A 13,792-nucleotide genomic window follows, 5' to 3' on the forward strand; every position below is an offset into this window, starting at 1 on the left:
AGAAGCGCCAATGCTGAACACAGAAGACATTCTCTGTAAAATGCTTTTCGCACAATTACAGTCCATAGGGTTTTTCACAGAAAGTAAATCCCAGCCGGTATTGGAGAATTTCTATGGCAGATGGTTTGAAGAAAGCCAATCGATTTTAGAACGGCATCAATTTCTCAAGCGAACGGAGAACGGACATGTTCCAACACGCTCAATAGGCACCATGAGCGAGCTGTGGAAAGAATGGAATGAACAAAAATCTGACCTGCTTCAAGACAATAATATGAAAGCCATGGTGACATTGGTGGAGACAGCACTTAAAGCCTTGCCGGAGATTCTGACCGGCAAGGCGTCAGCCACCGATATCCTGTTTCCGAATTCATCTATGGATTTAGTAGAAGGGATCTATAAAAACAATCAAGTCGCAGACTATTTTAATGATGTTCTTGCAGATACGTTAACAGCCTATCTGCAAGAACGTCTGAAGCAAGAGCCTGAGGCGAAGATTCGAATATTAGAAATCGGAGCCGGGACCGGCGGGACAAGCGCGGCTGTTTTTCAAAAATTGAAAGCATGGCAGACACATATAAAAGAATATTGTTATACAGATCTGTCTAAAGCTTTTTTAATGCATGCAGAAAATGAGTATGGTCCTGACAATCCATATTTGACATATAAACGATTTAATGTCGAGGAGCCGGCGTCTGAACAGCATATTGATGCGGGAGGCTACGACGCGGTCATCGCGGCAAATGTGCTTCATGCCACAAAAAATATCCGGCAGACATTGCGAAATGCAAAAGCAGTTTTGAAAAAAAACGGGCTGCTCCTTTTAAATGAAATTAGTGATCATAATATATATTCGCATTTGACGTTCGGCCTTTTAGAGGGCTGGTGGCTGTATGAGGATCCTGATCTCCGCATACCGGGCTGCCCGGGCCTGTATCCGGATACTTGGAAAACGGTGCTTGAGAGTGAAGGATTTCGCTATGTTTCCTTTATGGCTGAACAATCGCATCAGCTCGGCCAGCAGATCATTGCCGCTGAAAGTAACGGAGTCGTCCGTCAAAAGAAGAGAACGGGGGCAGAAGAAGATCCAAGCCATATACAAATGAATGCTGAAATCGATCATTCACATGAAAGCGATTCTCTCATCGAACAAACGGCACAATTTGTGAAGCATACGCTGGCAAAATCAATCAAACTATCACCAGAACGTATTCACGAAGATACGACATTTGAGAAGTATGGAATTGATTCGATTTTGCAGGTGAATTTCATTCGTGAATTAGAAAAAGTGACGGGAGAGCTTCCAAAAACCATTTTATTTGAACATAACAACACAAAAGAACTCGTCGAATATTTAGTAAAGGGGCATGAAAATAAGCTCCGGACAGCATTGTTAAAGGAAAAAACGAAGCCTGCAAAAAATGAAGCTCCACTTCAAACAGAGCGTACAGATCCTAATAAGCCATTTACTTTTCATACACGCCGCTTTGTTACAAAGCAGGAAGTCACTGAAACTCAGCTAGCAAATACCGAACCACTAAAAAAAGAAAAGACAAGTAATTTGCAAAGAACACATTTTAATGATTCTAGTACAGAAGATATCGCAATAATCGGGGTAAGCGGGCGCTATCCGATGTCTAACAGTTTAGAAGAGCTTTGGGGGCATTTAATCGCCGGAGACAATTGTATTACAGAGGCACTGGAATCCAGATGGCGCACATCTTTATTGAAAACATTATCAAAAGATCCAAAAAATCCTGCAAATAAGAAACGCTATGGCGGATTTTTACAAGATATAGAGGCATTTGACCATCAGCTTTTTGAGGTGGAGCAAAACCGGGTGATGGAAATGACACCGGAACTCCGTTTATGTTTAGAAACCGTCTGGGAAACGTTTGAGGACGGCGGCTATACGCGAACCCGGCTGGATAAATTGCGGGATGATGACGGAGTAGGTGTTTTTATAGGGAATATGTATAACCAGTATTTTTGGAATATCCCATCTTTAGAGCAGGCAGTCCTCAGCTCAAATGGGGGAGACTGGCACATTGCAAATCGCGTTTCCCACTTTTTTAACCTGACCGGACCGAGTATCGCTGTCAGCTCAGCATGCTCTAGTTCATTAAACGCCATACATCTTGCGTGTGAAAGCCTGAAATTGAAAAACTGCTCAATGGCGATTGCTGGAGGCGTCAATTTAACACTCGATCTCTCTAAATATGATTCTTTGGAGCGTGCCAATCTGCTGGGAAGCGGCAATCAAAGCAAAAGTTTTGGCACAGGAAACGGGCTTATTCCCGGGGAAGGCGTCGGAGCTGTCCTGTTAAAACCGCTTTCGAAGGCGATGGAAGATCAGGATCATATTTACGCTGTGATCAAAAGCAGTTTTGCCAACCATAGCGGCGGAAGACAGATGTATACAGCTCCGGACCCGAAGCAGCAAGCAAAGTTAATTGTCAAGTCGATTCAGCAGTCGGGCATTGATCCAGAGACTATCGGCTATATTGAATCGGCGGCAAATGGTTCGGCGCTGGGCGATCCTATTGAAGTAATTGCCTTAACAAACGTGTTTCAACAATATACAAACAAGAAACAGTTTTGTGCGATAGGCTCTGTCAAATCCAATCTGGGGCATTTAGAGGCGGCTTCCGGTATTTCTCAGCTGACAAAAGTGCTGCTGCAGATGAAGAAAGGGACGCTGGTGCCGACAATTAACGCGATGCCTGTCAATCCAAATATTAAGCTGGAGCACACGGCTTTCTATCTTCAGGAACAAACAGAGCCATGGCATCGCTTGAATGATCCTGAAACTGGAAAACAATTGCCTCGCAGAAGCATGATCAATTCCTTCGGAGCGGGGGGAGCCTATGCCAATCTTATTATAGAAGAATATATGGAGACGGCCCCTGAGAAAGAACATATCGCTCCCCGCCAGCAGGAATTCACTGCCGTTTTTTCAGCCAAAACAAAATGGAGCCTGCTTAGCTATCTAGAAAATATGCAATTGTTTTTAGAGAAGGAAGCTTCTCTGGATATTGAACCCGTTGTACAGGCTTTACACAGGAGAAACCATAATTTAGAGCATAGGGCTGCATTTACAGTGACATCGACTCAAGAGCTGATCGAAAAACTAAAGGTGTTCCGAACATCAAGAGAAAGCTCACTCCAGCAAGGCATCTATACATCATTCGATTTACAGCCATGTGCGGAATCAGCATCTAGGGATAGAGAAATAAACGCAGCAGAGCAATGGGCACAAGGGGCATCGATTGCTTTTAAAGAAGCTGATATAGGGAACCGAACAGGCTGGGTTCATCTGCCTCACTATGCATTTGACCATAATACACCATTTCATTTCGCTGTATCGTCTATCAATGAGAAATCGTCAGATGTTGAAGACAATATCAATCAGCCGGTCATTCAAGATCAATTCACTTATGATGAGCCTTACGTTCAAGGACACGTCTTCAACAATGAACGGGTGCTTGTCGGTGCCACATATGGCAGTCTGGCCGTTGAAGCATTTTTTAACCTGTTCCCTGAGGAAAACAGCGGCCGTATCAGCAAATTAAGTTATATCAGTCCAATTGTCATCAAACAAGGCGAGACCATTGAACTTCAGGCAAAGCCGCTGCAAAAAGATCAAGTCATAGAACTGCAAATCATGTATCGCGAGCCGTCCTCTGGTTTGTGGAAGCCTGCCGCAATCGGACAATGCGGAATCGGTTCTTTTGAGCCAAAAAAAGTCAATATCGAGAACATTAAGCATTCATTAACTAAGCTTCATCACATCGATCAGATGTATAAAACCGGAAACGGTCCTGAATGGGGAGAGTTATTTAAGACAATTACTCATCTCTACAGAGATCACAAGTCTATACTGGCAAAAATTCGCCTGCCCCAAAGCGGGCTGGCAAACGGGCACCATTACACTGTAAGCCCATTGATGACAAACAGCGCGTACTTGGCTATCCTCAGTTTCTTAGAGCAGTTTGACATGACAGGCGGCTTCCTGCCGTTTGGAATCAATGATATCCAGTTTACAAAGCAAACGATAAAAGGGGATTGCTGGCTTTTGATTACATTGGTTAAGAATACAGGTGACATGCTGCTGTTTGATGTAGATGTGATCAATGAGTCGTCAGAAACAGTGCTGCACTACTCGGGCTACTCGCTTAAACAGCTTCGTATTTCGAATCAAAGAGGAAATCAAAACAAGGCAATCAAAGCCAGCAATCTGAAAGATCGTATCAGAAGCTATGTAACAGATAAACTGGCAGTAAACATGGCCGATCCGTCAAAATTGTCTCTTGCAAAAGCGCATATCATGGATTTTGGAATCGATTCTTCTCAATTGGTTTCATTGACAAGGGAGATGGAAGCAGAGACAAAGATCGAATTAAATCCGACTCTGTTTTTTGAGTATCCGACTATTCAAGAGCTAATCGACTTTTTTGCGGACAAACATGAAGCATCATTTGCTCAGCTGTTTGGTGAAGCTCATCAGCAGGAAGAACGCCCAGCTCAAATCGAAAACCAAATGAAACAGATTCCGGCATACGAGACGAACACGGATAAAACAATCGAACACGCAGCAGACGGCATAGCCATTATCGGCATGTCGGGACAGTTTCCGAAAGCAAACAGCGTAACGGAATTTTGGGATAACCTTATCCAAGGAAAGAACTGTGTCTCTGAAGTGCCGAAAGAACGCTGGGACTGGCGCAAATATGCCGCAGCCGATAAGGAAGGGCAATCAAGCCTTCAATGGGGCGGTTTTATAGAAGGAATAGGTGAGTTTGATCCCCTGTTTTTTGGCATATCGCCTAAAGAAGCGGCGAATATGGACCCACAGGAGTTTCTGCTCTTGATACATGCATGGAAGGCGATGGAAGATGCAGGCTTAACAGGGCAGGTTGTATCCAGCCGCCCGACAGGAGTATTTGTCGCAGCCGGCAATACGGATACAGCTGTGGTTCCTTCCCTAATTCCAAACCGTATATCCTATGCACTTGATGTAAAAGGGCCAAGTGAATATTATGAAGCTGCCTGTTCCTCAGCTCTAGTGGCTTTGCACAGAGCTATACAATCCATTCGAAACGGTGAATGTGAGCAAGCCATTGTCGGGGCTGTGAATTTGCTGCTTTCACCAAAAGGCTTTATTGGCTTCGACTCAATGGGCTATTTGAGTGAGAAAGGACAGGCCAAATCCTTTCAAGCAGATGCAAATGGCTTTGTCAGAAGTGAAGGAGCAGGAGTTCTCATCATTAAACCATTGCAAAAAGCCATTGAAGATTCTGATCATATTTATTCGGTTATTAAAGGTTCAGGGGTATCGCATGGCGGCAGGGGAATGTCACTTCACGCGCCAAATCCGGCCGGCATGAAGGATGCAATGCTGAAGGCTTATCAAGGAGCGCAAATTGATCCCAAAACGGTGACCTATATAGAAGCGCATGGGATCGCCTCTCCATTGGCAGACGCGATAGAAATAGAAGCGTTAAAGTCTGGCTGCAGTCAGCTCGAATTGGACCTTCCACAGGAAGTACGGGAGGAAGCGCCATGTTATATCAGCAGCTTAAAGCCGAGCATCGGACACGGTGAACTCGTCTCAGGCATGGCTGCTCTTATGAAGGTCAGCATGGCGATGAAGCATCAAACAATACCAGGCATATCCGGATTTTCGTCTTTGAATGACCAGGTGTCAATAAAGGGCACCCGTTTCCGAGTGACTGCCGAGAATCAGCAATGGAGGGATTTAAGTGACGATGCAGGCAAAAAATTTCCGCGCAGAGCGAGTATCAACAGCTATAGCTTTGGAGGCGTAAATGCGCACGTCATTTTAGAAGAATATATTCCTTTACCAAAACCACCGGTTAGTATGAGTGAGAATGGTGCCCACATTGTGGTTCTTTCTGCAAAGAATCAAGACAGGCTAAAAGCAATTGTTCAACAGCAGCTTGACTATGTGAATAAACAACAAGCACTGTCATTACAAGATTATGCTTATACACTCCAATCCGGCCGAGAGGAAATGGAAGACCGCCTGGCGCTCGTTGTCCGCAGTAAAGAAGAACTGGTAATCGGCTTGCAAGCCTGCTTAGCAGAAAAAGGCGATAAGCTGAAGAGTTCTGTACCTGTCTTTAGCGGAAATGCAGAAAATGGCTCGTCAGATCTCGAAGCCTTGCTGGATGGTCCATTAAGAGAAATGGTGATCGAGACTTTGTTGTCTGAAAATAACCTTGAAAAGATCGCGTTTTGCTGGACAAAAGGGGTGCAAATCCCATGGGAAAAGCTTTATCAAGGAAAAGGTGCCCGCAGAATACCGTTGCCAACCTATCCATTTGAAAAGAGAAGCTGCTGGAACGGCTTTCAAGCAGTAGAGAATACGCCTTCTGTTTCACAGGATGAGCGTATCAACAACAGCAGCGATCATCACATATTAGCAAATGTACTAGGGATGGCTCCGGATGAACTACAGCCTCATAAGCCATTGCAGCAGTATGGATTTGATTCAATTTCTTGCATACAGTTATTACAGCAATTGCAATCAAAGGTGGACCCTCTCATTGCCTTGACGGAGCTTCAAGCATGCCATACTGTTCAGGACATGATGGACTTGATCGCAAAGAAAAAGGAGGATACATCCTTACAAAATGATCAAGCTCGCACGTTTCCGGAATTGATACCGTTAAATGACGGCAAGCGGGGGCGCCCTGTCTTTTGGTTCCATGGCGGAGTAGGAGGAGTTGAAATCTATCAGCAATTTGCACAAAAGAGCCAGCGCCCTTTTTACGGCATTCAAGCCAGAGGATTCATGACTGATTCTGCTCCTTTGCACGGAATTGAACAAATGGCTTCCTATTATATAGAGATCATTCGATCCATACAGCCTGAAGGTCCTTATGATGTAGGCGGATATTCCTTAGGCGGGATGATTGCATATGAAGTCACTCGCCAGCTGCAAAGCCAAGGCCTTGCTGTCAAAAGCATGGTGATGATTGACTCCCCATATCGTTCTGAGACAAAAGAGAATGAGGCATCTATGAAAACGTCAATGCTGCAAACAATTAATACGATGCTGGCATCGATTGCGAAACGGGAAAAACTTACGGATGTTCTCATCAGCCGTGAAGAGGTGGACATAAGCTTAGAGGATGAAGAATTCCTGTCTGAGTTGATTGACTTGGCAAAAGAACGAGGGCTAAACAAACCAGATAAGCAAATACGTGCGCAGGCTCAGCAAATGATGAAAACACAGCGCGCCTATGATATGGAGTCGTACACTGTTAAGCCTCTCCCTGATCCTGAGACGGTAAAATGTTATTATTTCCGCAACAAAAGCAGGTCTTTCTTTGGTGATTTAGACACTTATTTCACTTTATCAAATGAAAAAGAACCGTTTGATCAAGCTGCCTATTGGGAGGAATGGGAGCGGCAAATTCCCCATTTCCACCTGGTGGATGTCGATTCAAGCAACCACTTCATGATATTAACCGAACCGAAAGCGTCAACAGCCATGTTAGAATTTTGCGAAAAGATCTATTCAAACAGGGGAGTAGTGAATGCGAATTTCCTTAAGGCTTTCCGGAAGAAACATGAAGCGAGGGAAGAAAAAGAAACAGATGAATTGGTGAAGCGCTGAGAAAACACAAACGTCCCCTCTTTTAAAAGGGGGCGTTTTGAATGTTATTTTGAAAGTGAAACAGGGAGACTTTCTAATCCTCTTAAAAAGACATTTTTTCTCCATTGAATGTCTTCAGGTGCGACCGCAAGTTCAATATCAGGAAATCTCTTCAGAAGTGCGTTAAATGCAATGTGGCCTTCCAGCCTGGCAAGAGGCGCTCCTAAGCAGAAATGAATGCCAAAACCGAAAGAAATATGTCTGTTAGGCGACCGATTTATATTTAATATTTCGGGGTTTTCAAAAAAATTCGGGTCGCGATTGGCAGATCCAATGCCTATAAAAATCATGTCTCCTCTTTTGATCGAATGCCCCTTATATGTAAAGTCTTCAATGGCCCACCGATTTGCCATCATAACGACAGGTGAGGTGTATCGCAGCAATTCTTCAACCGCTGTAGCGATCATTTCAGGATACTGCTTGAGCTTCTCACATTCCTTCTTGTGCTGCAGCAATGCGAGTGTGCCTGAGCCGAGTAAGTTAACAGTCGTCTCAAGGCCGGCTACAACGAGCAAGAACAGCATCGAATAGAGCTCTTTTTCGCTTAACTTGCTGCCGTTTTCCTCAGCATGCACAAGTTTGCTGATTAAATCGTCTTTTGGCTTTATCCTTCTGTCATGGATCAGCTTGGCGATATAATCTTTAAATTCACGAAGAGCCTGATTTGTCAGCTCTCTATTACCTTCAGAGGTATCAACCATCGCATTGGTCCAGATTTGAAACTGTGACCGATCTTCTTTTGGGATTCCCATCAATTCAGATATAACAATAAAAGGCAAAGGGGAAGCGAAGGATTTCATGATATCCGCTTTATTTTCTTTTTCCATTTCATCTAAAAGCTGTTCAGCAATTTGTTCAATGCTGCCGCGCAGATTTTCAATGGTTCGGGGAGTAAATGCTTGATGAACAAGTGATCTCAGGCGGGTATGGTCAGGTGTGTCTTTTGCCAGCATATGATCGGATACAAAATCGATATCTTCACTAACGTTGAGCATTTTGATTTGTTCTTGGTTCATCACATTTTTTACGTCTCTTGTAATTCGATTGTCTTTTAAAAAGGCCATACAATCATCGTATCGGGTAATTAACCAGGCCGGATATGTGGCTCCGAACCGTTTTAATTCAAATCGGTGAATGGGCTCTTCCTCTCTAAATCGTCCTAAAACTGAAAAAGGATTGTGATGAAACTCTTTACCATGCGGATGAAACATCAATTTTTCCATTTGCATTCTCCTCGCCTAATAGGGTAAATAGATGAATCAAATTGCTGAACTAGTTTACCAAAAACAGAATGATTTGAAATGTAATCCTGTCTCTAAAACTATATATCTATTTTAGGAGTCATTCAATAGGGTGAAGAACGAAAAAAGTGAAAAAACGGCTCGATATAAAGCAGCGCCTTTGAACGAAAGCTCAAAGGCGCTACGCTGTATTATTTTGATGAAAGTGGCTTTCAGCTGTGCTGGATATCAATTGTATATACTGCACGATCTGTTACGACCTTCAATCCTTCGTTTTCTTGGTGAATATGAATGTCACCTAATAAAGGAATCTCATAGGCATTTTGCGGAAGCGGTACGTTTCCGTCCTCAGTGAATGTTGTTCCTTCGCCTTCTAAAACGAGCTCTTCTTTCGCAACATAATCATCAGGATGATTCGTACTGCGTATAGCCACTTTTTGAAGGTGGAGAACAATCTGATCCAAGTCTGATATCTCTTCATCATGGGTCAATTCACCTTTTCTAATATCAAGCGTCTGGCCGACTTTTGATTCCAGCCATTGAGAAAGCTGTGTATTCGTGTGTGCCATCAATATTCCTCCTTTTGATCTACACGATACTATTCCCAATTGCTGCATCTTTTACACGGAAAAGAGCCGCCTCACTCTTTATGTATGAAACAATTCGCTGTTGAGAGCCTTGATATAGCGTACGGCAGAACGCTGGACCGCTTCGCCGGCATTTTCTTTGACAACTTTAGAAAAAGCATTGTAAAGCCGGTTGAATTGAAGCGGTTTTACTTTGGCTGCTATTTCTTCAACTTTGGAGGCGGGAAGGGGAATGAGATTTGGGTAGCTGTACATAAAGCTGACCCAGTTTCGGTCCGCCGCAACCGTAATGATATCTCCGGTCAATAGACAGCCTTTCCCTTCATTGCCCTTGCTCCAATGCAAAACAGCACCGCCTTTAAAATGTCCGCCCAGTCGGTAAAGGTCCAGTCCCGGCTTCACGTTGAGCGTTTCCCCTGACCAGAAGTGAATGTGATTGCTTGGCCTTGTCACCCATTCTTTATCATCCTCATGGATATAGATCGGCGCCTGAAACGCTTCAGCCCACTCAACTTGAGTAGAGTAATAATGTGGATGAGACAAGGCGATGGCTTGAATACCGCCTAATTCGTTGATTTGGTCAATTGTCTTTTGGTCAAGATATGTCATGCAATCCCACAGCACATTGAAGCCCTTATGCTGGATAAGATGGGCTGTTTGTCCGATCGCAAACTCTGGTTCAGTTTTGATGCTGTAAAGATGCTCTTCTTCCTTTTTAAGGATGTTTTGAAGGTTTCCTTTCTCACGCATGTCTTCAAGGGTTGTCCAAGTTTGTCCATCGGGATGAATATACTGTCTTTCATCCTCGCAAATCAGACACGAGTTGGGCGGATCTACAGTCTGTGCATGTTGCACACCGCATGTGTTGCAGATATAATATGGCACTTTCTTCACTTCCTTCATCTATTTTCCATTATGATTATGAATATTCAAACAAAAAGCCGGCAGTTCTGCTGAGAGAGAATTGCTGGCTTTTGATGATGTTTATTGGCCGGGAACGGAATTTTCTGCGTTGACAGCGCCCGCTCCGTACACATTCGGATCTTCATCTTTCCATTTGTCCGTGCCGTTTTTCAAAAGCTCTTTTACTTCATCAGGGGTAAGATCCGGGTTGTGCTGAAGAATTAAAGCTGCGATTCCTGCGCAAATCGGTGTTGCCATCGAGGTTCCTGACATTGTAAAGTACTGAGACCCTACACGGCTTGACTTTTGGAGCTTATCAATATAAGAATTCGGAGAGCGAAGGGAAATAATATTAACACCCGGCGCTAAAATATCGGGCTTTTCTTTCCCATATACTGTCGGGCCGCGGCTTGAGAAGGAAGCGACAGTATCATCATCGCTGCTTGCAGTATTGTTATCGTCAAGCGCACCTACTGTAATCACCTTTTCGCTCACGCCCGGGCTTGCAATGGTCTGCGAATCAGGGCCTGAGTTTCCGGCAGCGACACAGACGACAATCCCTGCGTTCCACGCTTCTTCAACCGCTCTGACTAACGGATCTTCCTGTTCATGATCATATCTAAGGGCATCGCCCCCGAGCGACATGCTCATAATATCAATCGGTTCATCGGGGTTGTCCTCATTGTATTGAATACACCACTCAACACCCTCTATAATATCTGCTAACGTTCCTGAACCCTGCTTGTTTAATACCTTTACGCCGATGAGATTGGCTTCCGGTGCAGGTCCGCGGTATTGACCGGAAGAGGATGCACCGCTGCTTGCGACATCACCTGCACAGTGTGTGCCATGACCATTATCATCGTACGGCTCTGTTTTTTGATTGACCATGTCCGCGAATCCGATAATTCTTCCTTCTAGATCAGGATGCGGGTAGATTCCTGTATCGACAACAGCGACAGTAACACCTTTTCCTGTCAGGGTTTGCCCGTTTCTGACGACTTCCTTCGCATGGCTTGCTTCGGTTGCCGTGTCTAAAAGCGCTTTGACTTCGCGGTTTAAATACACTTTACGGATATTGCTGCATTCAGAGAGAAGGGAATGTAATGCTGAAGGAGTAACCTCGGCGCTGCAGCAGTTGATTTTGTTGAAGCGGCTTTTTAGCTTGCTGCGTTTTTCTTTTTGCAGCACCTCTCCAGCCATTTGAAAGCCGGTCTCGTGACAGCCTTCCTCAAATTCGATAATGACTGACATTTTTTTTCTGTTTTGCAATTTGGTTTCGAAAAATTTATGCAAGAAGCAAGGAGTCCATTTGAAGGGCTTGTAAAGTTGCAATACGGTTTCCCGTAACGGCCAATCTAGCTTGTGAGCATTTGCTCTCACCATTTGTACCATAGAGTACCCAAACATGTATTTTCCTCCTATTATAAGGTTCTCTGTATACTCTATGAACAGATGATAGGTTTGGTAAGTTTGTTTGTCCTCTGTAAGAGACAGACAAGAGTTTGTTTTTCTGAATCTTTCGCATTAGATACGATAGATTCAGAAGCTGAGGAAATCATTGGGGATTGAAAAGGAACGTTTGTTCGTATTATAATGTGATCATATCAAACTGGGAAGGGGAGAGCAACCGTATGAATTTCTACTTGCACCGATCTTTGGAAAGCCAAATGCCAATCAGCATTATATATATGAAGAAAGACGGAACGATTAGTAAAAGAACGATTATTGTGAGACAGAAAAGCAAAACGAAAATCAAAGCATTTTGTTTTTCGAAACAACAGATCAGAACATTTTTATTGGACTCTATCCTCTCCTGTGATTTTGTGAGAACAAATAAGCAAAATCTCTATTCTGCAGGCCGGTAACAGCTGTCCGTCTCAGCAACCGGGCAGCCTGTTACTAAAACCCTCCTTAAACCTATATACATTTATTTGCCAAGTGAGGTTGTTCCTACCTTTTTTGTCTTTCCTCTCAACCTTTTTTCACTCTTATTTGAAATGAACCGCTAATAACCGTGACAATCAATTGATTTTTTGAAACCGGGAACTTTTTCACTGATGATATTGTGTATACAATGGTAAGATAAAACCTATTGGCTAAACCTCATATAATGAACCGCGCCATTCTTATGAAAGGAGTTAAACATGAGAAGATTTTTACTAAATGTCATATTAGTCTTAGCCATTGTCTTGTTCTTGAGATATGTTCATTACTCATTGGAACCAGAACCATCAAATCAGCCAGATACATATTCAAATTTCAGCAGCTTGGCAGAGAATGAGAGCCCAGCCGATTACGATATTTCATATAATGAGAAAAAAGGAAGCAAAGTCTTAATTATGTCTCCGCATGGCGGAAGAATTGAAGGCGGAGTAAGTGAGCTTGTGCGTTATTTCAATAATGAATACTCTACATACCTATTTGAAGGGTTGAAGTCCCATGATAACCAAACACTGCACATTACAAGCACCAACTTTGATGAGCCATTGGCAAAAAAGAAAATCAAGGAGCATCAATATGTGGTGGCTTTTCACGGATATAAAGGAGAGAACAAGAATACCCTTGTAGGGGGAACAGACCGAAAGCGGGCGAAAATGATTGTGAGAGCCCTTGAGCGGAGAGGGTTTTCCGCTGAGTTAGCGTCGTCTAAAAGCGGTCTTGCTGGATTGAATGCCGAAAACATTAATAACCAAGGGGAAACGGGGCTAAGTATCCAGCTGGAAATCAGCCGTGAGCAGAGAGAAGCATTTTTTGATGATTTTTATTATAAAAATAGAAAATACACAAAGAACAGTGAATTTTATGCTTATGTCAGTGCGATCAAAGGTGTCCTGGAAAAAGAGTATTCGTAACAAGCAGATCAGAAGACAAAATAAGAGAAGATCAGTAGACTGAAATAGGATAAAAAAGGAGGCAAAACAATGGCAGATCATCATTTTTATTTAAAAGCGAACTGGCCGGGTAACCGTAATGATGTCGGTACGATCGAAAGCGGAAACCTGATCACATCGATTTCCATTCCTAAAGAAATGGATGGCCCGGGAGAAGGGACCAACCCAGATGAAATGCTTCTCGGGGCGGCAGCGACCTGTTACATTATTACACTTGCAGCGATGATGGAGAGAAGCGGGCTGGAAAAAGAAGACTTACAGATGGAGTCAGAAGGCATTGTCGACGTCACAAAAGGAGTCTTTACATACAAAAAGATCATTCACCGTCCCTCTGTCGTGCTTAAACATGATGCTTCACAAGACGACGTCGCATTGGCGCACAAGCTTTGTAAAAAAGCGGAGTCGTCATGCATGATTTCGCGTGCAATTCAAGGAAATGTCGAGCTGCAGCTTGAAGCCTCTGTGAAACTGGGTGGAGAATAAAGA

8 protein-coding genes are annotated in these 13,792 nt (G+C 43.6%); 4 read left to right on the top strand and 4 right to left on the bottom strand.

Going from position 1 to position 13,792, the window contains the following annotated elements:
* Positions 1–10 precede the first annotated feature (10 nt).
* The gene (locus NST79_RS09385; protein WP_212060454.1) at positions 11–7,642 is read left to right on the top strand and encodes a beta-ketoacyl synthase N-terminal-like domain-containing protein; all 7,632 of its coding nucleotides are present in this window, start codon (positions 11–13) and stop codon (positions 7,640–7,642) included.
* A 44-nt stretch (positions 7,643–7,686) separates the two neighbouring features.
* On the opposite strand, the gene NST79_RS09390 is transcribed toward NST79_RS09385, so the two are convergent.
* From NST79_RS09390 to aprX, 4 genes are all read right to left on the bottom strand, one after another.
* Entirely contained in the window at positions 7,687–8,904 is a 1,218-nt protein-coding gene (locus NST79_RS09390) for a cytochrome P450 (RefSeq protein WP_212060452.1), read from the bottom strand.
* Positions 8,905–9,134: 230 nt separating this feature from the next.
* Positions 9,135–9,491 carry a hypothetical protein gene (locus tag NST79_RS09395; protein ID WP_003231786.1) on the bottom strand — a complete coding sequence of 119 codons (357 nt, stop codon included), beginning with the start codon at positions 9,489–9,491 and terminating at the stop codon, positions 9,135–9,137.
* A gap of 78 nt (positions 9,492–9,569) precedes the next feature.
* Entirely contained in the window at positions 9,570–10,394 is an 825-nt protein-coding gene (locus tag NST79_RS09400; protein WP_128740346.1) for an MBL fold metallo-hydrolase, read from the bottom strand.
* 99 nt (positions 10,395–10,493) lie between these two features.
* The gene (gene aprX / locus NST79_RS09405; protein WP_212060450.1) at positions 10,494–11,822 is read right to left on the bottom strand and encodes a S8 family peptidase; all 1,329 of its coding nucleotides are present in this window, start codon (positions 11,820–11,822) and stop codon (positions 10,494–10,496) included.
* 224 nt (positions 11,823–12,046) lie between these two features.
* On the opposite strand from aprX, the gene NST79_RS09410 reads away from it, so the two are divergent.
* The 3 genes from NST79_RS09410 (at position 12,047) to NST79_RS09420 (ending at position 13,789) form a co-directional block, all read left to right on the top strand.
* Entirely contained in the window at positions 12,047–12,280 is a 234-nt protein-coding gene (locus NST79_RS09410) for a hypothetical protein (RefSeq protein ID WP_014476869.1), read from the top strand.
* A gap of 279 nt (positions 12,281–12,559) precedes the next feature.
* On the top strand, positions 12,560–13,267 hold the full coding sequence (locus tag NST79_RS09415) for a poly-gamma-glutamate hydrolase family protein (protein WP_003245758.1): 708 nt from the start codon (positions 12,560–12,562) through the stop codon (positions 13,265–13,267).
* Between the two features lie 69 nt (positions 13,268–13,336).
* On the top strand, positions 13,337–13,789 hold the full coding sequence (locus NST79_RS09420) for an OsmC family protein (protein WP_003231775.1): 453 nt from the start codon (positions 13,337–13,339) through the stop codon (positions 13,787–13,789).
* Positions 13,790–13,792: the final 3 nt, after the last annotated feature.

Source organism: Bacillus sp. PS196, assembly GCF_037963555.1.
GTDB lineage: Bacteria > Bacillota > Bacilli > Bacillales > Bacillaceae > Bacillus > Bacillus subtilis.